Consider the following 24,610-nt stretch of genomic DNA (forward strand, 5'->3'; position numbering starts at 1 on the left):
CATCGAGAACGACTCTCCGAGGCGAGCGGAGTTCCGGCGGCCGGGACCATCACGCCTCACAGGGTTTCCGGGGTTACAAAGATGATCTCGACCCGGGCGTTGCGGGCGCGCTCGCTGCCCCCCGGATCGACGACCGGGGACGCGGATCCCGCGAGGAACGGCGCGATGGACGGGCCCGCGGGCGCCCCCGCGGCGGTCGCACCTTGCGCCGGACCGAGGGCGCGGACGACGGCATCGGCCCGCGCCGCCCACGCGGGCTCTTCCCTGGCGCGGATCTCCCGGTCCGTGTGCACGACCACGGCCACGGGAAAGGAGGGGTGCGCCGTGGCGACCAGCGCGAGGTCGCGGAGGCGCGCCTCGCCGGCCTTCGTGAGGGCGTTGCCGGCGAACAGCCCGCGAAGCGTGACAACGATGCCGCGATCGTCGCGGACGGGCGACCAGGTGCCTGCGGCCGAGAGCTCTGCGAGGAGCGCGTCACCAGCGCCAGGCGCGCGGGTCACCGGCGTGGCGGCGCGGCGCGCGGCCGTCAGCGCGGCGAGGCAGCCCGCCCTGGCGCGGGAAGCCTGGTCGATGGGCGCCGGGAGGGCGCGGGTGGAGCTGCTCGCCTCGGCGAGCTCCGCGTCGAGCTTCTTGATCGCGGCGGTCGCCCCCTCGAGCTGCGTCGCGAGCTCGGCGCTGCCAGGCTGGGCGCTGCCGGGCTGGGGTCCGGCGGGGCTTGCGGCCGTGGGCTGCGCGCCGGCGGGGGTAGCGCCTGCGGGCTGGGGTCCGGCGGGGCTCGCGCCTGCGGGCTGCGCGCCGGCGGGGGTAGCGCCTGCGGGCTGGGGTCCGGCGGGGCTTGCGCTTGCGGGCTGCGAGCTGTCCTGCGGCGCCGGTGCGATCAGGAGGCGCGCCGCGCCGCACAGCAAGCGGGCCTGGAGCGCGAGCGAGCGCGCGGCGGCGAGGCGCGCCTTCTCGCGATCCGCATCGGCCTTGCCCGACGGGACCACGGGCTGCGCGTCCCGGGCGACCTTGGTCCGCATGTCGAGCGCGTCGACCTCGGCCGCGACGCGCGACTGCTCGGCCTCGAGGCCCGCGAGCGACGCCTCGCCCGCGGAGCGCTGCGCCTTCGCCTCGGTCTCGGCCGCCTCGGCCCGAGCTACCCGCGAGAGCGCGTGCGCGTGCGCGTGCGCCGCGATGGCCTGCTCGCCCAGGATCTGCGCCCCGGATCGATCCTCGCTCTCGAGCGCGGCGAGCGCGTCGCCGCGCAGCTTCTCCGCCCGCGCGAACGCGCCCGGCGCGTGCCGCTTCGACTCGGCGGCGGCCGCCCCCGCGCGGACGTGATCGAGCTCATCGAGCACCGCTGGCCGCGGGATCGGCGCGCACGCGCCGAGGAGCACCCCCGCGACGGCGATCCCTGCGAGGCGACGCGCGCTCAAGGCGTGCCCTCCTGGCCCACCGGAGCCGTCGCCTTGCCGGCGCCGCCCTTGGGCCCGGCGCCTGGCGCCGAGGTGGGCGCCCGCTCGGCCCCCCGCGTCGCGGGCGTCGCCTCCTTGGGCGCCGCCCCTCTCTCCCCTCTCTCCCCTCTCTTGCCAGCTTCGATCCGCTGCGCTTCGACGTTCGCCGCTGTCCTGGTCGCCTCGCGCGCCTCGGCCTCGATCCGCTCGAGCTCCGCCGCGGCGCGGCCTCGCCGCGCCTGCGTCTCTTCGAGCAGCGCGCGCGCCCGCTCGAGCTTCGTCTCGACCTCGCGCGCGCGCTTCGCGGCCTCCACGGCCGCCGCCTCCGCCGCGGCGGCGCGCAGCAGCGTCCTCGCCGCCTCCGCCCACTCGAGGGCCACCGCGTCGAGCCGCCGCGCGTTCGCCGCGTCGCCCGCCGCGCGCGCGCCGTGCGCGCGCTGGAGCGCGCGCTTCGCGTGCGCCATCGGCTCGGCCACGACCTTCGCGGCGCTCGGCGAAGGCCCGCTCGCCGCGCTCGGCGCCCCGACAGCGGTCTCCTCGCCGCCGGCGGCCTTCTCGCCGGCGACGGCTGCGGGCGGGGGCGCGACGCGGCCCTCGATCTCGCGGAGGATCTGCGCCGCCTTGGCGCCGTCGCCGGGGGGCGGCGCGGGCACCGTGGCGAGCGGCTTCTCTCCTCCGCCGTGCGCCAGGGCGTCGGCGCTGCCGAGCGTGGCCGCGAGGGCGAGGAGCAGCGCCTGGCTCCACCGGCGCTGCCGCGCGTCACAGGGAATGGGGCGGGAACGCACGTCCGCCAGGTAGCAAACAGGGCTTCCGCGAGCAAGCGCAGCGGCGCAGGGGCTGCAGTGACGCGCGCGCGGCCGACGCGGGCAGCGCGCGTCACTCCGGCAGGAAGTTGCGGATGGCCCAGTCGATCTGCTGCTGATGCCGCTCGACCAGCGCCTTCGCTCCGCCTGCCTCGTGGAGGAAGACGCGATCGTCGTTGACGAAGACGGTGAGGTAATAAAGGTGCGCTTCCTTCCCCTCGTCGTGCCCGAAGCGCAGCTGGACGCCCGGCAGGCCGTTCCGGGCCTTCACGTCGGTCTTGCCGAGCAGCGCGTAGCCGCCGCCCTCGCGCAGCCGCTTCTCGATCACGCGGGACCAGAAGGCGAGGTCGCCCTTCGGATCGTTCTCGAACGCACGGATCCCGATCACCAGCCCTTCGGCGGTGGTCGCGCGGTACTCGTCGTCGCCGTAGCGATCGTCGAGATCGACGAACCCCGGCGGGGTCGCGGGGACGAAGGGCCGGCCGCAGGCGAGCAGCGCCGCCGCGCCGGTGAGCGTGGCGACGAGGGCGAAGGCGTGGCGAAGGGAGTGGTTCATCGGAGGCGCCCGGTTCACAGGTTGAGGAGCCGCGAGAGGCCGAGCTCGTTGAGCCAGTCGATGGGGAGCCGCGGTCCCGACGGGGCGAGGGTCTCCGTCGAGCGCGGCTGGAAGGTCACGGTGAGGGTCGAGAACGCGACCCGATCGCGCAGGAACTTGAGCCGCCCCTCGAGGCGCTCGAGCTCGCTGGAGACGCGCGCGAGCTCGCGCTCCAGCTGGATCGACTCCTCGACCTTGGCGGCCTTCTCGAGGAGCTTCTCCAGGCGATCGCGCACGGCCCGCGCGTTCCGGATGCGAATGGCGAGATCGAAGAACTCCTCGGTCACGTCCTCGGCGACCACGTTGCGCTGGAGGATGTCGCCGAGCCCCTCCAGGCGCTTCAGCGCCTCGTCGAACCGGGCGGCGGGGACGCGGATCGTGATCGTCCGGTCGTCGCGGCGGGCGAGGAAGCCGCCGAGATCCCGCGCGAGCGCCTCGACCTTGCCGAGCGACGCGCCCACCTCGAACACCGCCATCCCGATCTCCGCCGTGTAGACGAGGAGGGGCGCGCGCGCCGCGCTCACCTCGCCGGCGGCCTGGGGCGCGGCCTGCGGTGCGGCGCCGGACGAGGTCGGCGCCGGCTGCGGCGTGGTGGCGGTCGGCGCCGGCCTCGCCATCGGGGGCTGAGCGCCGCCGCCGGGGGCCGGCGGCGGCGCAGCCTTGGCGAAATCCGCCGCCACCGACACCTCGGCATCGTACGACTCCTCGCGCACCGACCCCGAGCGCGTCGACTCGCCGGTCGTCTGCAGGACTCCAGGAGGCATCCCTGCCATCGGGGCAGGCGCCGCTCCGTACGCCGGCGAGCTGGAGGCGTCGCGCGCCGCCGAAGGGGCGGAGCTGCAGGCGGCAGGGCCGGCGAGCGAGGCAAGGAGAGCCCAGACGGGCAGCGTTCTTCGCATGGTTCCTCGGAGCATGGAGCCGGTGGCAGACGCTCAACGCGCCGCCTGGGCCGACCTTACACCAGGAGCGCCTCCAGGCGGCACCTACGCCGCCCCGGGCACGCGGCGGAGCTGGCGCGCCCAGTACGAGACGCCCGCGGCCGCGCCTGCGATCGCCGACGCGGCGAGCATCGCGGGCAGCGCCGACGGGAGCGCGATGGCGGTGAAGACCGCCGCGAACTGCACCACCGTCGCGAGCTTGCCAGGGATGTTGGCGCTCGCCGCCGACAGGCGCGCGCCCTGGAAGCGGCGGCTCACCGCGATCCAGAGCGCGAGCGGCAGCTCGAGGAGCTCGCGGGCCAGCAGCGCCGGGATGCCCCAGAGGGGGAGCGCGCCGCTCTCGAGGAGCGTGCCCACCACCGCGAGCGCGAACACCTTGTCCGCGATCGGGTCGACGATCGCCCCGGTGGGCGTCACCTGACCGGAGCGGCGGGCCAGCCAGCCGTCGAGCACGTCCGTCAGGCCTGCGCAGCAGAGGACGGCGAGGGCGAGCGCAGGCCGCGTGGCCACGATCGGGAACAGGGCCGCCAGCGGCAGCCGGGCCAGGCTCACGAGGTTCGGCGGAAGCGCGAGATCGCGCGGACACAGGGGCGACATGCGAGGAACTCCACGCGCCGCATGCGACGCAGAAGCCGGGGCCCTGACCCACGTCGAGCGCGGCCGAGCCCGCCCTAACCCAGTCGAGCGCGGCCCTGCCCGCCGCGCCCCGGCCGGCAGCCGCGCCGGCCCGCCCACCGCGAGGCGCCGCGGACGATCAGCTGGCCACGCGCACCGTGAGCACGGGGACGTTGCTCTTCCGGATCACCTGCTCGGCGACGCTCCCGAGGAAGAGGTGCGAGATCCCCCGGCGGCCGTGCGTGCCCATGACGATCATCGCCGCCGCCTGCTCGTCGGCGGCGGCGAGGATCTCGGTCGCAGGGTCGCCCTCGCGCAGCGCCGTCGAGAGTCCCCCTGTCTGCGCCGAGAGCTGCTGGACCGCGCGCGACGCGGCGGCGCTCACCTCGGCGTGGAACCCGGGCATCAGCGCCGGCTCGAGCCCGGGGTACGTGTAGACCGGGAGCTGGTAGACGTGCAGCAGCACGACCCGGTGCCCGAGCCTCGCGCCGAGATCCTTCGCGAGCTCGATCGCCTTCATCGAGGCCGCCTCGAAGTCGACGGGCACCAGTATCACGTTCGCGCCTTCCTTCATCGCGCTCTCCTCGCACGCGGGACCGGGTGTCCCGTCGAACTTCGAACTTCGACCGACGCTGACCTCCGGGACGCTTTCGATGCCGTCGGAGGCGCGTCGCGCGCATCTTGGATCCAAAAATCGGCCACTCCCAGGAGAAACTGTTCGATGGAAGCCGCGCCGACGCCCTGGGCGGTACGCGGCGCGCGGGGGCGCTCGGGCCGATCCGCCCGGATCCCGGCGGCAAATCAGGCGTCGCGCGGGCGCGCAGCGATGAGCGCGACGGCGCGGCAGCGCAGGAGCGCGGCCGCGATCACCTGGCGGACTGCTGGGGCCGCGTGCGCGCGCCGTCGAGCGCGACGCCGCGACCGACATCGACGGCAGGGTCGGGCGCCGCGGGCTCAGGCTCGCCGCCGGGGCGCGCGCGCTGCGTCGCGGCGCGCTGGCTCTGCCGCGCGCGCACGAGCGCGCTCTGGTTCGCGCGCACGAGCGAGGACAGCAGCGAGCACTGCGCCCTCCGCCGCGCGACGTAGGCCGCGTCGCGCGCGACCGTCGAGCGCGGGCGCTCGCGCTCCACGCGCTCGGCGATCGCCAGCGCCTCCTCCGCCCGCCTCAGCTCGGCGATCGCGAGCGGCGAGAGCGGGTTGTCCTGCGCCTGCACGACGGCGGCGCGCGCCGTCAGCAGCTCGGGCGGCGGCGCGGCCGCGCGCGTCGCGCAGCCCGCGAGCGCGAGCGCCATGGCGAGCGGGGCTCCGGCGCGCACGCGGGCCCTACTCCTTCCCCTCGGCGAGCGTGCTCGCCTGGTCCAGCGTGCGGCCCGCGGCGTCGCGCAGCCCCGCTTCCCTCACGAGGAGCGCCGCGAGCTCCGCGTCGACCTCGGCCCGCCGCAGCAGCCAGCGCGCGCCCTCCACGTCGCCCACCGAGATCCGCCGCCGCGCCCGCGCGAGCTCGCTCCTCGCCAGCGCGAGGTGCATGGCCGCGCGCCGGTCGGCGCTCGCGCCCTCCCGCTCGGCCGCGCGGATCGCCGCCCGGGAGCGGGCGAGCTCGGGCGGCGACGCCGGCGGCCTGAACGCGGCGCACCCGGCGAGCTCCAGACAGGCGATCACGAGCGCGGTTCTGGCGAGCATTTGCGTGGATTCCCGATCTCGCGGCGCCGGTGGCACCGTCGCTCCCGGCGGCGCGCCTGGGCTCGCGCTGTGCATCGGGCAGGCCAGCCTGGCCGGCGCGATCCGTGCGCGCGAGCTGCTCGCTGCCGCGGACGAGCCGGGCTGATCTGGCCCATGGCCCCGGGCGCCGTGCTCCTCGCCGATGGCAGGGTCCTGGTCGTCCGCTGCTGGTTCGATCCTCGGCGCGATGCCTCTGCCGTTCAGCTCCACGAGCCGGGGAGCGACACGTGGTCGCTGGTGCCGTCCCTCGAGGAGGAGCCCGGAGTCGCCGGCGGCGGCGCCGCCGGAGCATCGCCGGCTTCTTGCTCTTCCGGGGCACGCGACCGCTGCGACGACCTCTCCTGTCGCCTCTGCCCATTGCGCAATGGATTGCGCTGTTGCGCATCCGATGACGGCGCCTGAGCCCCCCGCGTGTGACCTCTTGTCGCGAGCGACGCCCCGGAATCGACAGCCCTCGTTGCAATGATCCACAAGGACCATCCGAGCGAATCGGCAGCGATGGTCATGCCGCTGTTCGTCGAGCGGCGCCAGGGACATGGAAATGAGGGGCAGGGACAGGGAACCGGCCGACAAGGACAAGCGGCAGCGTCGACCTCGACCGGCGGTGTTCTCGCCAGGGACACGGAGATCGTCGCCAGGGACACGGAGATCGTCGCCAGGGACACGGAGATCGTCGCCAGGGACACGTCGTGAAGCGCCAGGGACACCCCGGAGCGTCTTCGCGTGTCCCTGGCGCCGTGTCGTCCAGGCACGGGACGTGGATCCCTGTCGCCCTGCCGCGAAGCTCCCGCATCTCGCGCGCTTCATGACCCGCTCTCGGCGGCTCGTGGTGCGAGAGGGCGGGAGTCTCGGGCTCAGGTCCTTGTGGAGGGGAGTCCGAGCCAGGGCTCTCCGGAATGGATACCCGGGATTGCCGCTCCGGACGGGGTGTCCGGCGCCGCAACCCAGGGGAGGTCGAGATGGCGAAGAAGACGAGCGATATCGAGCGGTGGTCGGACGTCGTCCAGCAGATGAGCGCCGGCAATCTCCCGGCGATCACGGTGCCCTTGCACGTGCTCTTCGGGGAGGCGGTCGACGTGGCGAGGTTCTGCGACAAGTACTGGAAGACACAGGTCGATGCCCAGAAGCGGGTGACCCGCCTGGGCCTCGAGTCGGCGGTCCCGAAGGACGGCAAGAAGGGGGACGCCGCGCGCCTCGGGCCGAGGACGGCAGAAGAGATCCTCTCGCTGCAGCGCGCCACGCAGGAGGCGCAGACGCGGTATCTCCTGACCGTCGAGAAGAACGAGAGCCCCCGCGAGCGCGGGAAGTTCTTGCTGGGGGAGATCTCGGCGACGCTGCGCTTCTACTTCGACGACGGCGTGGACGACGCGAAGGACGAGATGCTGGCCCGCATCGACGCGGCGCACGCGGAGGATCCCGACACGGCCGACGCCCTGGCGAGCGCGCTCGACGACTACGCGCTGCTCGGGGAGAAGCACCGCGACGCGCTCGACGGGCTCGGCGGCTTCGACGCGGCCCACCTCGACGAGGCGCGCGCCGTGGCGGCCGAGCTGCGGAGCCGGCCGGCGCAGGCGGAGGCGATCTCCAGGCAGGCGCAGGACGCGCTGCTGCTCCGCAACAAGCTGGCGGCGCTGCTCGTCGAGCGCATGGGCCTCGTGCGGAACGCGGCGCGCTTCGTGTTCCGTGGCCAGCCCGAGATCGTGCGCGAGGTGACGAGCGCGTACGAGCGCCGCAAGCGCGCGGCGGCCCGGCGGGCCAAGGCGACGGCGGCCCCCTCGCCGGCAACACCAGCGCCGGCGGCGCCTTCGCCAGCGGCGCCGGAGATGCCGCTGGAGGGCTGAGCGGCAGGCGAGGGGCTCGCCTCGCCGCGGCAAGCGATCCAGAGCGCGAGGCCGGGGCACAGTCCACACACCGGCGGCGCAACGGCGCGAACGGGTGAGCCCCCCGGCGCCTCCGCCAGTCCCCTCGAATAAACGCCCCGCGCCGGCCGTCTTCCGTCCGCCGGCTTCTTTCTCAGCGCTCGCTGCTTCCGCTACTCTGGCAATCGCTGTGCCGCCCGTCGACCCCAACCTCCGCACCACGATCGTCCACGCGTTCGCCGTCACGGTGGCGGATCCGTCCAGCCTGGTGCGCACCACGTCGCGCGGCGGGAGCGACGACCCCGCGAGGAGCAGCAGCCGCGGCCCCTCGATCCTCCCCGAGGTCGGCCAGATCGTTGGCGGGCTCTACCGCCTGGGGCGCCTCCTTGGGCAGGGCATGTTCGGCAAGGTGTACGTCGCCCAGCGGATCGACGTCCCCGAGCACCAGGTCGCCCTCAAGCTCATGCCCCGCTCGCTGTACGCGATGCGGAACGTCGAGCGAGAGCTCGTCATGCTCGCGACCGTCGGGCACCCGCACGTCGTCCAGCTGAAGGACCACGGCATGAACGCCGACTACGTGTGGCTCACCATGCCGGTCTACGAGGGCGAGACCCTCGCCCAGCGCCTCGAGCGCAGCCCCCTCGCCCAGCGCGAGGCGCACGACATCTTCCTCGCCGTCGCGCGCGGGCTCGAGGCGCTCCACGCCGCCGGGCTCCGGCACCAGGACGTCAAGCCCGACAACATCTTCCTCGCCAGGTTCGCCGGCCGCGTCCACCCCATCCTGCTCGACCTGGGCGTGGCCGCGGAGCGAGAGGCCTCCTTCTGCGCCGGCACCGCGCTCTACGCCTCACCCGAGCAGCTCCGGGCGCTGAACGGGTTCCCCGGCGCCGTGCCGCTCTCCGAGAAGATGGACACGTACGGGCTCGCCACGACGCTGCTCTACTCGCTCGTGAACCCCAGGGACTTCCCGGGCGAGTCCGCGCAGAGCCGCACCGAGCTCGCCGAGGCGCACGACGTCCGCGCCGACAAGCCGCTCGCCGACAACGCGCTGCCAGACCTCACCGGGCGCCCGCGCGAGATGTTCCAGGCCGCGCTCAGGCGATGGCTCGCGATCGATCCGAACGAGCGCCCGTCGATGACCCAGCTCGCCGAGGAGCTCGACGTGCTGCTCGAGCCGGAGCGCGAGGCGGATCGCGAGGCGGAGCGGCTGCGGATCAGGCAGAAGACGTCCTACCTGCGCGCGCGGATCGCGGCCGGCGCGATGACCCTCGTGGGCTGCGCGGTCGTGCTGCTCGGCTTCTCGAAGCGCGAGACCCTGCGGCTCGCGAACGAGCTCGAGCAGGCCCGCCAGCGGGGCGCCGAGTCGTTCGACAAGCTCGACACCTGCGTCGCCAGCCACCAGATCGCCCAGTCCGAGGCGATCGCGTGCCGCGGCGCCCGCGATCAGGATCGCGCGGAGTTCAACGCGACGCTGGCCACCCTCCAGAAGAGCGGCTCCACGTCGGAGGCGGAGCACGCCCGCGAGATCCAGGTGCTGCACGCCACCCAGGCGGCGCGCCTCAAGACCTGCGAGGACAGCGCGGCGGCCGCGCAGAAGGCGGTCATGGACGAGCGCGAGCGGCTCGCCGAGGTCGAGAAGGCGCGCGCCGCCGTCACCGCCGAGCGCGACGAGGCCAGGGCGCTCGCCGACCAGCGCTCGGCGGAGCTCGCCAACGCGGCGCAGCTGCGGGCCGCGTGCGACGCGGAGCGCGCCAGCTGTTTTGCAGAGCGCGATCGCCTGAAGGCCGACCCGTACGAGCCGGACGAGCCCGCCGCCCCGCCGCCCTCGCCGCCTGCGCACGCGCCGCCCGCCGCGAGCGGCGCGCCGCCGCAAGCGCCGCAGGCGCCGCAGCCGGCGAGCACGGGCGCTTCCCCCGCCGCAGGCGCTCCGGCGACGCCGGGGGCCCCGGCGGCCCCGGCGACGTCCGCCGCGGCTCCTCCTTGATCGCCGTTGCTGGAAGCGCCGGGAGGCGGCGCACATCGCTGCCGCCAGGCCACCTCTGCTTGTGGCGACCGCCCGGGGAGGCTATCCGTAGATCCAGGGAAGGCGAGGGCCATGGGTGACATTTCTCGACGTGAAATGCTGCGTCGGCTGAGTGCGGCGGGCCTCGTCCTCGGGGGCGCGGGGGGGCTCGCGGCGGCCCGGTGGGACCGCGGCGGCAGCGCCGCCGTCGCCGCCGAGCGCCAGCAGACGCGGGACTACCGGCTCCGCGACGCGCCCGCAGGGGTGCCGGAGCTCGTCGTCGCCCGCGCCGGCGCCGAGGCGCTCGCCGCGGGCGCCCCGGACCCGGCCGCCCTGGTCCGGAAGGCGGTCGACGCGCTCGGCGGGATGCGCCGCTTCATCTCGCGCGGCGACGTCGTGGTCGTGAAGCCGAACATCGGCTGGGATCGCACGCCGATCCACGCGGCCAACACGAACCCCAAGGTCGTGGCCGAGGTGGTGCGCCTCGCTTACGACGCCGGCGCCAAGACCGTCATCGTGACGGACGCCTCGTGCAACGAGCCGAACCGCTGTTTCCAGCGCTCCGGCATCTGGAAGGCCGCCTACGACGTCGGCGGGGAGGTCGTCATCCCCGCGGCGCACCGCTTCCGCGGCATGCGCCTGAAGGGCGAGGTGCTCGACGACTGGCCCGTCTACACGCCGCTGGTCAACGCGGACAAGGTCATCAACGTCCCCATCGCGAAGCACCACAACCTGTCCAGGTACACCGGCGCGATGAAGAACTGGTACGGGGCGCTCGGCGGCCGGCGCAACCGCCTCCACCAGAACATCGACGTGTCGATCGCCGATCTCGCGACGTTCATCCAGCCGACGCTCACGATCGTGGACGCCGTCCGCGTCCTCATGCGCAACGGGCCGCAGGGCGGGAACGTCGCCGACGCGAAGGACATGCACACCGTGATCGCGACGACCGATCAGGTCGCCGCCGACGCGTACGGCTGCCAGCTCATCGGCCGCAAGCCGGAGGAGATCCCGTACCTGAAGATGGGCCACGACCGGGGCCTGGGCACGATGCACTGGCAGAACCTGCGGCTCGCCGAGGTGTAGTAGTCATGGCAAACCTCGATCCGACACCGGCCGCGCCGGCGCACCGTGAACCGGCGGCAGGAGCGGCCGTGGCGCCCGCGAAGGCGAGCGCGCGGCCGCCCGCCGCGCCGAGCGCGGCGCCGCCCGCCGCGCCCGCGAAGGAGGCCCGCTGGGGGGCGCTGCTGCGCAAGGCCGGCGCCATCGTCCGGCCCGCACCGAAGCGCCGGGCCGGCTCGGGGCTGCCGGCGCGCAAGGTGATCCAGGTGCTCGTCTGGGCGCGCCGCGCCGTGCAGGCCGGCTGCCTCGGGCTGTTCCTCTACTTCCTGTTCCAGACGGGCTTCCGCGGCTCGTTCGCCTCCGCCGAGGCGCGCGTGCGCCTGCCGCTCCCCGTCGAGGGTTTCCTCCTCGCCGACCCGTTCGTCGGCGCGATGACCCTGCTCTCGACGCACACCGTCTACCGCGGCCTGCTCTGGTCGCTCGGGATCCTCGCGCTGACGCTCGTCTTCGGGCGCGTGTTCTGCGGCTGGATCTGCCCCTTCGGCACCCTCCACCATTTCTTCGGGTGGATCTTCCCGTCGCGCTACGGCAAGGGCGGCAAGCGCGTCGAGGCGAACAAGACGTACACGCGGCAGCGGGTGAAGTACTACCTGATGTACGCCTTCCTCGCGGCGAGCGCGACCGGCAGCGTGATCGGCGGGCTGTTCGATCCGATCTGCGTGGCGGTCCGGGCCATCGGCCTCGCCGTCATCCCGGCCGCGCAGTACGTCGCCGCCGTGGTGACCGGCTCCGCGGCCACGACCGGGAGCCGGCCGGTGCAGCTCGCCGCGGATCACGCGCAGGATTTCCTGGCCGCGAGCGTGTGGCAGACGAAGCAGTTCTACTTCCACCACACGTGGTTCGTCGGGATCCTGTTCGTCGCGATCCTCTTCATGAACCGGTTCATCCCGCGGTTCTGGTGCCGCGTGCTCTGCCCGCTCGGCGCGTTCCTCGGCGTGTTCGCGCGCTTCGCGCTCTTCGGGATGCAGAAGGATCACGCGAAGTGCACCGACTGCAACCTGTGCCTCGTGCACTGCCAGGGCGCCGACTCGCCCCAGGGCGGGGTGAAGTGGCGGCAGGACGAGTGCCACATGTGCCTCAACTGCGAGAGCGCCTGCCCCGAGGACGTCATCAAGTTCCGCTTCCTGCCGAACCGGAAGAGCGCCCTCGTGACCCCCGACACGGGCCGCCGCACCGCCCTCGCGACCGCCGCGGCCGGCGCGGTGATCATCCCGACGGCGCGCATCGCCGACGTGCTCGACGCGAACTATGACCACCGCGTGATCCGGCCGCCGGGCTCGGTCGAGGAGCGCGAGTTCCTGGAGCGCTGCATCCGGTGCGCGGAGTGCATGAAGGTCTGCCCCAACAACGCGATCCACCCCGCGTTCTTCGAGGCGGGCATCGAGGGGCTCTGGACGCCGATCGTCATCCCGCGCATCGGGTACTGCGAGCACTCCTGCGTCCTCTGCGGCGACGTCTGCCCGACCGGAGCGATCCAGAAGATCACCGAGGAGCAGAAGATGGGCATCGGCCAGAAGCCGATCTCGATCGGCACCGCGTTCTACGATCAGGGGCGCTGCCTGCCGTGGTCGATGAGCGTGCCGTGCATCGTCTGCGAGGAGTTCTGCCCGACGTCGCCCAAGGCGATCTGGGTCGAGGAGGTCGACATCCCGAAGCGCGAGCCGGTGGCGGCCGAGCACGGCAAGGAGCCGCCGATGAAGATGGTCCACGTGCAGCGTCCGCACGTCGATCCGTCGCTGTGCATCGGCTGCGGCGCGTGCGAGAAGGTGTGTCCGGTGCAGGACAAGCCCGCGGTCTACGTGACCAGCGTCGGCGAGACCCGCTCGAAGACGAACGTCATCCTTCTCGAGGACACGGACTACAACAAGGCGTCTTGACCGCGCACGCCGGCTCCGCGCGGCGGGACCACGACAGGAGGCAGCTCGGGTGCGCACGCTTCGCTTCTACGGAACCTTCTCGCTCGCCGCGCAGCTGGCGCTCGCGGCGCTCGCCGGCTGCGGCGAGCGGTTCACGGCGGCCGGCGCGAGCGCCACGTCCACGTCGTCGAGCGGCGGCGAGGGCGGCGCCGGCGGCGACGGGGGCGGGGGCAGCGGGGGAGGCGGGGGAGGCGGGGGCTCGGCCTCGTCGTCCGCCGCGTCGGGCGGGGGCGGCGAGGGCGGGTGCGGCGCGTGCAAGGAGGGGGAGTTCTGCACGGCCAGCGAGACGTGCGTCTCCTGCGCGGCCCGCGGCGGCGTGCTGTCGTTCGGCGCGCTCTCGGAGGTCGAGGTCGCGGGGGCGATGCCCGCGTTCCCGCGCGTGCGCGCGGAGACCGGAGAGGGTGAGGCGACGCTCCGGCTCGTTTACACGGCGAAGTTCGGATCGGACGACACGAAGATCGCCACGGCCACCGGGCGGCCCTGGACGGCTGGCGAGGTCGTCTCCAGCTTCATCGTCGACGCCGAAGGGCAGGAGTCGGGCCCGCTCCTCCTGCCCCTGGACGCGCCCTCGCCGCAGGGCGGCTTCCCCGCGGGCTCGCTGCTCTTCGATCGCCTTTCCACCGCGCCGGGCAGCCTCCCGCTGCTGCTCGTCGCGGATGGGCTGGACGCGACCCAGGCGGACGCGCTCCCCGCGCTCAACCCGGACGGGGGGAGCCGCTCGGTGGCGGTCGCCCACGGGCAGCGGCCCTCCTACCGGTACTGGTTCATGAACGGGCTCCAGGACGCCGGCGGGACCACGAGCCGGCTCGTCACGAGGCGCGCAGAGGACGCGGAGGTGCAGGTGCTCGACATCCACCTGCCAGGCGACTGCCCGGCGCAGGGAGACGATCTCGCCCCGTGGGTGACGCCCGACGGCCGCCTGCTCTTCTTCCAGGCGCCCTACAGCGCGCGCGGCGAGTGCGAGGAGGCGTCGGTGCTGCGGAGCTTCTACGTGGCGCTCGGGGACGACGGGCTGCCCGTGGACGATCAGCCGGCGAGGATGCTGCTGCCGAACCTGGACCCGAGCGTCGCCGTCATGACGCCGTCGCTGTCCCCGGACGAGTGCACGCTCTACCTGGCGTCCGACAAAAACGGGCAGCAGAAGCTCTACGCCGCCTCTCGGCGGTAGTCGGCGCGGCGAGCAGGGCCGCCTCGCGCCTACCGGGGGCGCGGGGAGAGACGGGGGCTCACTGCGCGCGGAAGCCCTCGGCGGGGCGGAGGCGCGCGGCGTAGAGGCTGGGGACGATCGTGGCGGCGAGGCAGATGAGGATGGCGATGCAGCCCGTGATGAGGAACTCCTGCGGGCGCGCCTGGACGGGGAGGCGGGAGATGAAATAGACCTTCGGGTCGAGCGGGAAGCCGTACACCAGGAGCCCCTTGCACACCGCCACGCCGAGCAAGAGGCCCAGCGTGGTGCCCGCGACGCCGATGATCCCGCCCTGGTAGAGGAAGATGCGCAGGACGGCGCCGTCCGTCGCGCCCATCGCCTTGAGGACCGCGATCTCCTTCTTCTTGTCGAGCACCACCATGATCAGCGTCGCGATCACCGTGAACGCGGCGACCACGATGATGAGCGCCAGCACCGCGCTCATGCCGATCTGCTGGATGCGCAGCGCCGTGAAGAGCCCGTGGTTCAGCTCCTCCCAGTCCATCGTGTAATAGAGCCCGCTGCCGAGGAGCTTGCTGATCTCGCGCGCGATGCTGCTCGCGGTGTCGATGTCGTCGACCTTCATCTCGACGCCGGTCACCGTGTCGCCCTGGTCGTAGAACGCCTGCGTCTCGTAGAGATCGGCGTACGCCAGCTTGGTGTCGTACTGCTCGAAGCCGGCCTCGAAGATCGCGATGACCCGGAATCGCTTGGCGACCGGCGGCTTGATGGCGCCGTTCGCGAACGAGAAGCCGATCGTGGGCGAGGTGACAGTGACGCACTGGCCGAGGTCGAGCGACAGGTTCTTCGCCAGCGCGGCGCCGATCACGATGCCCGGCATCCTGGCGATCTGCTCCTTGTCGGCGCAGGGGTCCGGATCGACCTCGGGCGGCAGCTCGTCGTCGTCCGGGAGAACGCTGCCATAGCCGCCCTGCGGCTCGATCGCACCCCGCGGGGCGCCCTCGTCGAGCGCGACCTCCGCCTCCTCGGCCCCGGCGCCCGGCGCGCCTTCCGCCTCGGCCGCGCGCGTCGTCGCGGGCGTGAGCGCGGCGTCGCGCGCGGCCGCGGCGCGCTCGTCCTCGAGGATCCGCGCCTCGTAGGCCTTCAGCAGATCGAGCTCGGCGCCCGCGTCCGGCGCGAGCGCGCCCCGCGCGCCAGCGTCCGGCTCCAGGAGGGGGACATCGGGCAACGACGGCACGGCGCGCTCGGCGGGCTTCGAGCCAGGGCGCCGCAGCCCGGCGAGATCGCCGCCCGGGAGGATGTGACGGGGCAGGTCGAGCACGGCCGTGGAGGCGCCCTCGGCCCCCACGCCGAGGCTCCTGGCCGGGTCGACCCCCTTGACCAGGACGCCGGTCGCCGTCGCGTCGCCGTGCGTCAGCATCATGGGGTTGATGCTGAACGGCGCGACGCCGACGACGCCGGGAACCTTGGAGACCTGCTCCATGATCGAGCGGTACTCACGGAAGTCCGTCGAGTACTTGATCACCAGGACGTGCGCGTTGACGCCCAGGACCTTCTCGCGGAACTCCGCCTGAAAGCCCCCGGTCACGCTCATCACGGTCGCGAGCGCCGCGACCCCGAGCGCGACCCCGAGGATCGCGAACGTGGTGCCGACCGAGATGAACGCCCGCTTCTTGGAGCCGAGATATCGCAGCGCGACCTCGATAGGGTAGCTCATCGCGGTGCCCTCCTAGCAGAACGCGGCGCGCGCGGCACGCTGGGCCGCCATCGCCGGCGGCGGGCCGACATGCCGTCGACGCGCGCTCGCCGCGCCCTTTCGCGCGCGGGGTCCGCATGATCTCGCTTCCCGGACCGAACGCCTGCTAGAATCCAACCCTGTCGCAGCTGCCGGCATGTGGCGTGCACTTCTGCCCGCGAGCCTTTCATGAGCGCCACCAAAAACGAGCACCACACCGCGCGCAGCAGGGTCTTCAACGCCGAGGAAGGCGCGCTCGAGGAGCCGCCCCCGTCGCGCCCCAAGAGCGCGGCGGGCGGGCCTCGCTCGTCCGGTGTCGCGGCCGCGTTCGTTCCCTCCTCCATGGAGCCGAGCGGCGCAGACGACGACGTGCCGGTGGAGGTCGAGCTCCGCCCCTCGTCGAGGCCCTCCAGGGCAGGGTGGGTCGAGGGGCCCGCGAGCGAGGTGCCGCCGAGCTTCCGGGCGCCGCCGCCGCTGCGCCAGATGGCCCCGCGGTTCGGGCGGCAGAGCGAGCCCGACGCCGGCGAGATCGGCGGGCGAACGAGCCCGGTGCCGATCAGCGAGGGGGAGCCTTCCCTGGAGATCCCGCCGCCGGACGAGGTCGAGCCGCGCGAGCGGCGGCCGCCGGGCGCCAAGGACCCTTACATCGGGACGACCTTCGATCACCGGTACAAGATCGAGCGGCTGCTCGGCGAGGGCGGGATGGGGTTCGTCTACCTCGCCCGCCACAAGGTGATCGACAAGCGCGTCGCGGTGAAGGTGCTCCGCGCGGAGCTCGCCAGGGACCGCGAGATCTTCGAGCGCTTCGTGCAGGAGGCCCGCTCCGCGTCGAGCATCGGCAACCCGCACATCGTGGACATCTCCGATTTCGGCGACCTGCCGGACGGCTCCACGTACTTCGTCATGGAGTACCTGGAAGGCGTGAGCCTGGCGCAGCTCATCGACTCGCCGAACGAGCTGCCGATGGAGCGCATCTGTCACATCGCGCTGCAGCTGTCCGCGGGGCTCGCCGCCGCGCACGACGCCGGCATCATCCACCGCGATCTCAAGCCGGACAACGTCTTCGTGGTCGCCCGCGGCAGCGATCCGAACTTCGTGAAGATCCTCGACTTCGGGATCGCGAAGGTGTCGACGAGCACGACGACCAAGCTGACGCGCGCCGGCGCGGTGTTCGGGACGCCGCACTACATGTCCCCGGAGCAGGCCGCGGGGGCGCCCATCGATCACCGGACCGACATCTACTCGCTCGGCGTGATGCTCTACGAGCTCGTGAGCCGCCAGCTCCCGTTCAACGCCGACAACTTCATGGGGATCCTGACGCAGCACATGTACAAGGCACCGGTCCCCATCCGCGCGCTCGTCGGCGGCCCCGACTGCCCGCCTGGGCTCGAGGCGGTGATCCTGAAGTGCCTCTCCAAGAAGCCGGAGTCGCGCTACCAGACCATGAGCGATCTCCACGCCGACCTCGAGCAGGTGAAGTGCGGGGGCGTGCCGGGCGCGGTCGCGGAGATGATGGCGCGCTCGGGCGGCTTCAACGTGCCGCACGATTACTTCAAGACCTCGAAGGTGATCGTCCCCGCGACGCCGCCGTCGCCCCCGCGCTCGCCTTGGCCCCGCTACGTGTGGGTCGCCGGGGCGGCGGCCGCGGTGGGGATCGTGACGGCGATCTTCGTCATCGGCGCGAGCGGGTCGGCCAGGGACAACGCCCAGAAGGCGCAGAAGCCGCCGGTCGAGGCGCCCGCCAAGCCGGCGCCCCCCGAGCCGCCGCCGGTCCAGAAGACGGTGGTGGCGCTGGCCGCGGTGCCGGAGACGGCGGTCGGCTACCGCAACGGCGTGGAGCTGAAGCTGCCGGCGAGCATCGACGTGGAGCACGGGCAGACGGTCACGATCGACATCCGGGCCGAGGGGTACCAGACCAGCACGGTGGTGCTCGACGGCACCGAGCCGAGCAAGCTCGTGAAGCTCGAGGCCGACGAGAAGAGCGGTCCGAAGGCGAGGCCCGGGGCGGGACGGCCGCCGGCGGCGCCGACGACCCGGACCCCCAAGAACCCGGATGTCCGGGACCCCTGGGCTCACCCGAAGAAGTGAGCGTGCGCTCGGCGGGGGCCCTGCTCGCCGTGCCCCGTGATAAGCCGCAGGCGTGACCCGGATCGATCACCTCATCGAGGCCGTCCCCGAGGACGTGCTCGGCATCTGTCGCCGCCTCCGCGAGCGCGGCAAGCGCGGCTGGATCGTGGGCGGCTGCGTGCGCGACCTGCTCCGCGGGCAGGACGCCAAGGACTGGGACGTCGCGACCGACGCGCGGCCGGAGGAGGTCGTGGCCGCGTTCCGGAAGGTGATCCCGACCGGGATCCAGCACGGGACGGTGACCGTCCTCGTGCGCGGCGTGCCGTACGAGGTCACGACCCTGCGCGGCGACGGGACCTACAGCGACGGCAGGCGGCCGGACCGGGTCGAGTTCGTGGACGACATCACCGCCGATCTCGCGCGGCGGGACTTCACCATGAACGCCATCGCGATCGATCCGGTGGACGGGCACCTCATCGATCCGTTCGGCGGGAGGAGCGATCTCGAGGCGAAGATCATCCGCGCGGTCGGGGATCCGGGCGAGCGGTTCGCCGAGGACGGGCTGCGGGTGCTGCGCGCGGCGCGCTTCGCCGCGACGCTGGAGGGCACGCTGGACCCGGAGACCGAGCGCGCGATGGGCACCGCGCGGTCGCACCAGACGTTCCGCTGCGTGAGCGCGGAGCGGGTGCGCGACGAGTGGCTGAAGGCGATGCGCGCGCGCCGCCCGAGCGTGGCGTTCGAGATCATGCGCCGGACGGAGCTGCTCGGGATCACCTGCCCGGAGATGATCGAGTCGGTCGGGTGCGAGCAGAACCGATGGCACGCCTACGATGTGTGGGGGCACGCGATGGCCTGCCTCGACGCGTGCAAGCCCGAGCCGATCCTCCGCGTCGCGGCGCTGATGCACGACATCGGGAAGCCGAGGACGCGCGAGTTCTCCGACAAGACGAAGGACTACACGTTCTACGAGCACGAGCGGGTCGGGGCCGAGATGGCCGACCCGATCCTCACGCGGCTCCGCTTCTCGAACGACGAGCGCGCGCGGATCGTGGCGCTCATCCGACACCACCTGATCTGCTACGACGACACCTGGACGGACGCAGCGGTGCGCCGCTGGCTCCGCCGGGTGACCCCGGCGCTGGCGCCGGATCTCTACGAGATCGGCTTCGCCGACGCGCTCGGCAAGGGGCGTGAGGCGACCGAGGACATCGCCACGATTGGGCGGCTCCGGGAGCGCGTGGACGCGCTGCTCGCCGCGGGCGCGGCGCTCTCCGCCAAGGATCTCGCCGTGAACGGCAATCGATTGATGAAGGAGCTCGGCATTCCGCCGAGCCGGCTCGTCGGCGAGCTCCTGGAGCGCCTCGTCGAGCTCGTCACCGAAGAGCCCGAGGCGAACACGCCCGAGCGCCTGCTCGCGGCGGCGCGCGAACTCGTCGCCTCGAAGAGCGCAGTCTAGCGCTTCCCCCCGCCGCATCGTTGCGATTCCCGTCGCCGAGCGGCCGAGGGGAGCCGTCAGGATGGCTGTGCGCCGCGCTCGCTGCGTGTACCCGAGGGTGGTCTCGCCGGGCTGCCCCGGGGCCGCTGCGTCGTGCGGCGCTCCGGTTCACCCGCCCTCGGCCATGTCCTCGCTCCTTTGGTGAGCTTGTCCCAGAGGGCGAGTCGAACGGTCGTGGACAAGGTACCTTGACCGACAACGGTGGTCGGTTGTCTACCTCATGTCGGTCTAGATTATTTCATGCCGATCGCGTCCACTGGGACGTGAGTCTGGTAACATCCGTCGCTGCGCATTGTCGCGTTCCCCAATTTGGAGGTCATTTTGAAGCTCTCGACGAAGACGCTTGTTGGGCTGGTTGGTTTGGGTTTGCTTGCGGCGGCGGCAGCCATCGGTGGGTGCTCCGGCGGGGGTGGTGAGGCGAACCCCGGCAATAGCGGCTCTGGAAGCGGCAGCGGCAGCGGCGGCAGCGGCAGCAGCGGCGAGACGTCCGGGAGCGGGATCGGGGACGGCGGTGGGTTCGATGTCGACGCAGGGACCGGGGACAATGACGCGTCGCTCAATGGCGATACGGCGTGCATCGCGACCCGATTGCAGGCCGATTACCAGCAGCGCCCGGCCGACATCATCTTCATCATCGACAACTCGGGGAGCATGACGGACGAGATCAACAGCGTCCAGCGGAACATCAACCAGAACTTCGCCTCGATCATCGCGGCGAGCAAGATCGATTACCGCGTCATCATGCTCTCGAGACACGGCAGCTCGACGCTGGAGCAGTCGGTCTGCATCGAGGCGCCGCTCGGCAGCGGGAGCTGCTCGCCGGTTCCACAGAACCCGAACACCAACCCGCCGCACTTCTACCAGTACAACCATGATATCGGCAGCCTCGACTCGCTCTGCATGGCGATCGACACGCTGAAGGGGGCGATCCAGCCCCGGGGCGAGACCACGTCGCCCGGGTGGTCGCAGTGGCTGCGGATGGACTCGCTGAAGGTGTTCGTGGAGATCACCGATGACGGCGTCGACTGCACGACGACGTCGCTCGGTGCGGACAAGACGGTCTTCGAGAAGGGGGCTGACATCGAGCTCCTCGACACCGCAGATGATGAGAACAAGAACGTCGCCGGTGGCACCCAGGCGGCAGAGCTCTTCGACGCGGCCCTGACGGCGGCCGCGCCGGAGTTCTTCGGCTCGAAGGACGCGCGCAACTACAAGTTCTTCAGCTTCGTGGGTATCAAGGAGAACGACCCACTGACCGCCCCCTGGCCGCCGGAGGCGCCAGCCACCTGGGAGCAGTGCCGGCCAGACTCGGTCGATCCCGGGACGACGTATCAGGTCCTCAGCGTCATGACCGGCGGGCTGAGATACCCGATCCAGCAGCACGCCACCTACGATGCGGTGTTCCAGGCCATCGCAGACAGCGTGATCTCGGGCGCCAAGCTGTCGTGCGAGATCGAGGTGCCCAAGGCGCCGGATGGGCACTCGATCGACCTGAAGACGGTGCAGATCGAGTTCACGCCGAGCGACGGCGGGCAGAAGAAGACCTTCTCCCAGGTGAAGAGCCTCGAGGAGTGCGCCGGGGCGTCCTCGTCCTTCTACATCGAGGAGGGGCTCATCAAGCTGTGCGAGGACACGTGCGCCATGGCGGCGCAAGACAACACCGCGGGCATGGAGCTGCTCTACGGCTGTTCGGTCAACCCGAACTGAGCGAGGAGGCGCTCCCGGGCGCGACACCCCGGGAGCGCCGCCATTCCGGGGCGTCCGGCCGGGCGAGCCCTCTCCGTGGAGGGATCGCGGGAGCCAGGCGCCCGCACCTGCTACCCTGCGCGAGAGGCAGATGCGGGTCGATGTGGCGTGCCGTGCCGGCCACGGCGGGAGCGAAGAGCCCGAGACGGTCACCCTGGGGGAGCGCCGCGTGCGGGTGACGGAGATCCTCGACCGGTGGCCCGGGGGCGATCACCTCTACTTCAAGGTGCGCGGGGACGACGGCGCACGGTACATCCTGCGGCGAGATTTCGAGATCCTCGTCTGGGAGCTCGAGGTCTATGAGGCCGCCGAGGACGAGAGGGGGACCGGTCAGGGGTAGACTGGCCGGCCGCGCACGAACGCGCGCTGGACGGTCGCGTCGGACGCGAAGACGAGGTGGTTCAGCGTCTCGGCCTCGCCGAGCACGTGCTCGGGGAAACGCACGGCGATGAAGTCCGCCTCCTTGCCGACGTCGAGGCTGCCGACGACGCGGCCGAGGCCAACGGCGTCGGCGGTGCCCTGCGTGGCCATGACGAAGAGATCCGCCGGGGTCAGGCGGTCGCCGAGGCAGAGGGCGTTGTCGAAGGCGCTCGACATGCTGCGGCGCATGTCGAAGCTGCGGCCAGCGCCGACGTCGCTGCCCAGCCCGACCGAGACCCCGCGCGCGCGCGGGTCGGAGAGGCGCATGCGGCCGCTGCCCAGGAAGAAGTTCGAGTCGGGGCAGTGGACGACCGAGGAGCCCGTCTCCGCGAGGCGGTCCCACTCGCGCGGCGAGAGGTGAATGGCATGCGCGAGCAGGGCGCGCCCGGTGAGCAGGCCGACGCGGTCGTAGACGTCGACGTAGTCGCGCGCCCAGGGGTGCGCGCGCAACGTGGCCTCGCCCTCGGCCGGGTTCTCGGCGACGTGCGTCTGCACGAGGAGGCCGTGATCGCGGGCGAGCCGCGCGGCCGCCTCCATCAAGGGACGGGAGCAGCTCGGGGCAAAGCGGGGGGTGATCGCGAACTCGAGGAGGCCGCCGCCCTCTCCGTGCCAGCGCTGCGCGAGATCGCGGGCGGCGGCGATGGCCTCGTCGCGAGGGACGCGGAGCGCCTCCGGGCAGCTCTGGTCCATGAGCGTGAGGCCGGCGATGCCGCGCAAGCCGGCGGCCAGCAGGGCGCGGAACAGCCGGTCGGTCGCGCCGGCGCACGAGCTGGAGAAGACGACGCAGGTGGTCGTGCCCGACGCGAGCAGCCGGCTTGTGAACTCGCCGGCGACGAGCGCGGCATAGGCCTCGTCGCGGAAGCGGGCCTCCTCGGGGAAGACCGACCGCTCGAGCCAGTCGAGCAGCGGGCCGCTGGCGCTGCCGATGATGCGCGTCTGCGGGAAGTGGACGTGCGCGTCGATGAAGCCCGGCATCAACACCGCAGGCCGCAGGTCCAGCACCGGCCCGCGGAACGCGCCCGGGGCGAACGGCGCTGCCTGGGCGATCCGACCGTCGCTGCCGACCACGAGCAGCGCGTCGTCGATGGTTCGGACCCGAGCGCCGTCCGGCGACGCGGGGATCGGGGTGAGCAGGCGACCGCGGTAGGCGCGCGGCGACTCCAGCGGCCGCGCGCTCATCGGATGGCGATCTCGCTCCGGCGGGCCCAGCCCATGAGCAGCTCGCCCCCGCCGTTCGTCATGACGAGGGCCCACGCGCCCGACTCGCGCACGATCATCACGATCTCGCCCGCGGCGATGGCGCCGACCCGTGTGCCGTCCGCCCGCGGCTCGTCGAGCAGCGTGATGCCGCGCGAGGCGATGCCCGCCTGGAGGCGCGCAGGCGCGCCCGGGTCCTCCTCGTCGTCGAAGGCAGGGCCGTCGTCGTGAGGGGATGGCCGCTCGTCGGAGCCAGGATCGTCGTCGAACGGGAAACGAGGGTGGACCTGCGCGCGCCGGTCCGCCGGGGAACGCCCATCGAGGAGGTGCGCGAACCGGCCAGCGCTCTGCGCCGGCGAGCGATCGCCGGCGACCGCCCGGAACACGACTGGCGCCGTCGGGAGCAGCACGACGGCGGCGGCGGCGAGGAGCACGAGCCCGGTCAGCCGATCGAGCTGGCGCGCGCGCGGCGGGGCCGGCGCGGCGCCCGGCGGCTCCGCCCGGGCAGCGAGGCGCGTGCCGGCGTGCTCGGTGCGCACGTCGCGGGGGCCAGGCGAGGCGCCCTGTCCGGCGGGGGGGTGGTCCATCAGCGCAGAGGATACGCGCTGCGGCGAGCGCGGTCGACTGCGCGGCGGCGCGCGGTCGGCTGCGCGGCGGCGCGAGCTCCGATGACGCTCGACCCGCCGCGCCGGCGAGCGCGTCAGCGGACCTCGCGCGGCAGCGGGGCGGCGGCAGGATCGCCGGAGACGGCGCGCTCCGCGGGGACGCCGATCGTGGCGCCGCGGTCCGCGCAGCAGCGGAAGCCCTGCTGGTAAAACATGTGGTTCTCGTCGTGCGAGCGGGTCGAGGGGCGGCAGCGCGTGCGGACAGGACCCCAGTAGCCGCCCTTCAGGATGGAGGGGCGCTCGCCCTCGCGGACGGAACGGGTCCACTCATCGATGTTGCCGGTCATGTCGTAGACGCCGAAGGGGCTCCGGCAGCGGGGCTGGACGCCCGCCGCCATGCCTTGCCAGAGCCGGTCCATCTCGGCCATGGCCGCGGGGCCGCCCCGCGGGCGCAGCGCGGTCTCGATGTACGGGCGCCATGCCTGATCGACGACGCACGCTTCAGGCTCGCGGACGTAACCGTAGGGGTAGGGGCGCGCCTCCTCGCCCTCGCAGGCGAAGGTCCACTCGGCCTCGTCGCAGAGGCGCTTGCCCTCCTCGGCGCAGAGCTCGTTCGCCTCGTAGAACGAGACGAGGATGAACGGATAGACGCCCTTCTGGTTGGGGTACTCGTAGCGATCCATGCAGAAGTGCATCGGCTTCGTGTCGAGGTCCTTCGACATCGAGAGCCACTTCTCGCGATCGAACTCCGCGCACCGCTCGGGGTAATCCCTGCTGATCCAGTGCTTGCAGGTGGTCCGCTGCATCTCGTCGATGGAGCGCAGGTCGCCCTGGGCCTTCGGGGCAGGGTCGAGCTTCATGAGGCCGGAGACCTCGACCATGCCCGTCGGGCAGGTGCCGCGGGTGCCCTCGATCTGGTCGGTGGCCTCGCGCGACTCGGCAGGCGACGAGGCGATCTGCCAGTGGCGATCGCGCACGAGGCGCCACTCGAACCGGAGGCGCCGCGGCAGCGAGCCCGTGATGGCGCCCGCGCCGAGCGTCAGCGGCACCGACGGCGCCTCCGCGAGCCGCACGACGAGCAGCGCGAGCGAGGCGAGGCCCAGCGCGAAGCCGACGGCGACGGCGGCGCGCAGCGCCCTCGCGCGGGGGGACGCGGGCTTCCGCGTCGAAGGGGCGAATCGGTGCATGATCCCTCG

The 24,610-nt window shown here is 72.9% G+C and carries 23 protein-coding genes; 11 read left to right on the forward strand and 12 right to left on the reverse strand.

The genetic code is table 11. From position 1 onward, the window contains the following. Positions 1-56: 56 nt before the first annotated feature. The 8 genes from WME73_RS06220 to WME73_RS06255 all read right to left on the reverse strand — a co-directional run bounded on the left by WME73_RS06220 (position 57) and on the right by WME73_RS06255 (position 6,064). A complete protein-coding gene (locus WME73_RS06220; RefSeq protein ID WP_437915076.1) occupies positions 57-1,415 on the reverse strand; it encodes a hypothetical protein in 1,359 nt (452 codons plus the stop codon). Next, positions 1,412-2,218, reverse strand: a complete 807-nt coding sequence (locus WME73_RS06225) for a hypothetical protein (protein ID WP_437915077.1) — start codon at positions 2,216-2,218, stop codon at positions 1,412-1,414. The genes WME73_RS06220 and WME73_RS06225 overlap by 4 nt, the downstream gene beginning before the upstream one ends. A gap of 91 nt (positions 2,219-2,309) precedes the next feature. After that, positions 2,310-2,792 (reverse strand): serine/threonine protein kinase, encoded by a 483-nt coding sequence (locus tag WME73_RS06230; RefSeq protein WP_437744569.1) that lies wholly within the window; start codon positions 2,790-2,792, stop codon positions 2,310-2,312. A gap of 14 nt (positions 2,793-2,806) precedes the next feature. Beyond that, entirely contained in the window at positions 2,807-3,730 is a 924-nt protein-coding gene (locus tag WME73_RS06235; RefSeq protein WP_437744570.1) for a DUF4349 domain-containing protein, read from the reverse strand. Between the two features lie 84 nt (positions 3,731-3,814). Next, positions 3,815-4,366 (reverse strand): CDP-alcohol phosphatidyltransferase family protein, encoded by a 552-nt coding sequence (locus WME73_RS06240; protein ID WP_437744571.1) that lies wholly within the window; start codon positions 4,364-4,366, stop codon positions 3,815-3,817. A gap of 157 nt (positions 4,367-4,523) precedes the next feature. After that, entirely contained in the window at positions 4,524-4,958 is a 435-nt protein-coding gene (locus WME73_RS06245) for a universal stress protein (RefSeq protein ID WP_437867782.1), read from the reverse strand. A 292-nt stretch (positions 4,959-5,250) separates the two neighbouring features. Next, positions 5,251-5,700 carry a hypothetical protein gene (locus WME73_RS06250; RefSeq protein WP_437744573.1) on the reverse strand — a complete coding sequence of 150 codons (450 nt, stop codon included), beginning with the start codon at positions 5,698-5,700 and terminating at the stop codon, positions 5,251-5,253. Positions 5,701-5,707: 7 nt separating this feature from the next. Further along, positions 5,708-6,064, reverse strand: coding sequence for a DUF4398 domain-containing protein (locus WME73_RS06255; protein ID WP_437867793.1), 357 nt, complete (start codon positions 6,062-6,064; stop codon positions 5,708-5,710). Positions 6,065-6,068: 4 nt separating this feature from the next. On the opposite strand from WME73_RS06255, the gene WME73_RS06260 reads away from it, so the two are divergent. From WME73_RS06260 to WME73_RS06290, 7 genes are all read left to right on the forward strand, one after another. After that, positions 6,069-6,209: a hypothetical protein gene (locus WME73_RS06260; protein WP_437915078.1), complete on the forward strand. Its 141-nt coding sequence runs from the start codon at positions 6,069-6,071 to the stop codon at positions 6,207-6,209. A 356-nt stretch (positions 6,210-6,565) separates the two neighbouring features. Then, positions 6,566-6,796, forward strand: coding sequence for a hypothetical protein (locus tag WME73_RS06265; RefSeq protein WP_437744575.1), 231 nt, complete (start codon positions 6,566-6,568; stop codon positions 6,794-6,796). 266 nt (positions 6,797-7,062) lie between these two features. Further along, positions 7,063-7,944, forward strand: a complete 882-nt coding sequence (locus WME73_RS06270) for a hypothetical protein (RefSeq protein WP_437915079.1) — start codon at positions 7,063-7,065, stop codon at positions 7,942-7,944. A gap of 208 nt (positions 7,945-8,152) precedes the next feature. Beyond that, entirely contained in the window at positions 8,153-9,946 is a 1,794-nt protein-coding gene (locus tag WME73_RS06275) for a serine/threonine protein kinase (RefSeq protein ID WP_437915080.1), read from the forward strand. A 111-nt stretch (positions 9,947-10,057) separates the two neighbouring features. After that, the gene (locus tag WME73_RS06280) at positions 10,058-11,050 is read left to right on the forward strand and encodes a DUF362 domain-containing protein (RefSeq protein WP_437744578.1); all 993 of its coding nucleotides are present in this window, start codon (positions 10,058-10,060) and stop codon (positions 11,048-11,050) included. Between the two features lie 5 nt (positions 11,051-11,055). Beyond that, on the forward strand, positions 11,056-12,963 hold the full coding sequence (locus tag WME73_RS06285) for a 4Fe-4S binding protein (protein WP_437915081.1): 1,908 nt from the start codon (positions 11,056-11,058) through the stop codon (positions 12,961-12,963). 49 nt (positions 12,964-13,012) lie between these two features. After that, positions 13,013-14,170: a hypothetical protein gene (locus WME73_RS06290; protein WP_437915082.1), complete on the forward strand. Its 1,158-nt coding sequence runs from the start codon at positions 13,013-13,015 to the stop codon at positions 14,168-14,170. Positions 14,171-14,228: 58 nt separating this feature from the next. Here the strand turns inward: WME73_RS06290 and WME73_RS06295 are convergent, their stop codons facing one another. Beyond that, complete coding sequence (locus WME73_RS06295; protein WP_437915083.1) at positions 14,229-15,866, reverse strand: ABC transporter permease; 1,638 nt, start codon at positions 15,864-15,866, stop codon at positions 14,229-14,231. 207 nt (positions 15,867-16,073) lie between these two features. Here WME73_RS06295 and WME73_RS06300 point away from each other — a divergent pair, with 207 nt between their 5' ends. The 4 genes from WME73_RS06300 (at position 16,074) to WME73_RS06315 (ending at position 21,532) form a co-directional block, all read left to right on the forward strand. Next, positions 16,074-17,972 (forward strand): protein kinase domain-containing protein, encoded by a 1,899-nt coding sequence (locus tag WME73_RS06300; RefSeq protein WP_437915084.1) that lies wholly within the window; start codon positions 16,074-16,076, stop codon positions 17,970-17,972. Positions 17,973-18,024: 52 nt separating this feature from the next. After that, a complete protein-coding gene (locus WME73_RS06305) occupies positions 18,025-19,407 on the forward strand; it encodes a CCA tRNA nucleotidyltransferase (RefSeq protein ID WP_437915085.1) in 1,383 nt (460 codons plus the stop codon). Between the two features lie 399 nt (positions 19,408-19,806). Next, a complete protein-coding gene (locus tag WME73_RS06310; RefSeq protein ID WP_437915086.1) occupies positions 19,807-21,153 on the forward strand; it encodes a hypothetical protein in 1,347 nt (448 codons plus the stop codon). A 130-nt stretch (positions 21,154-21,283) separates the two neighbouring features. After that, a complete protein-coding gene (locus WME73_RS06315) occupies positions 21,284-21,532 on the forward strand; it encodes a hypothetical protein (protein ID WP_044964103.1) in 249 nt (82 codons plus the stop codon). On the opposite strand, the gene WME73_RS06320 is transcribed toward WME73_RS06315, so the two are convergent. The 3 genes from WME73_RS06320 to WME73_RS06330 form a co-directional block, all read right to left on the reverse strand. After that, a complete protein-coding gene (locus WME73_RS06320; RefSeq protein ID WP_437744585.1) occupies positions 21,523-22,791 on the reverse strand; it encodes a guanine deaminase in 1,269 nt (422 codons plus the stop codon). The genes WME73_RS06315 and WME73_RS06320 overlap by 10 nt on opposite strands. Then, positions 22,788-23,396: an SH3 domain-containing protein gene (locus tag WME73_RS06325; RefSeq protein WP_437915087.1), complete on the reverse strand. Its 609-nt coding sequence runs from the start codon at positions 23,394-23,396 to the stop codon at positions 22,788-22,790. The genes WME73_RS06320 and WME73_RS06325 overlap by 4 nt, the downstream gene beginning before the upstream one ends. 113 nt (positions 23,397-23,509) lie before the next feature. Further along, the gene (locus tag WME73_RS06330) at positions 23,510-24,601 is read right to left on the reverse strand and encodes a formylglycine-generating enzyme family protein (protein WP_437744587.1); all 1,092 of its coding nucleotides are present in this window, start codon (positions 24,599-24,601) and stop codon (positions 23,510-23,512) included. Positions 24,602-24,610: the final 9 nt, after the last annotated feature.

Origin of the sequence: Sorangium sp. So ce302, from assembly GCF_051530145.1 — a bacterium.
Lineage (GTDB): Bacteria > Myxococcota_A > Polyangia > Polyangiales > Polyangiaceae > Sorangium > Sorangium cellulosum_B.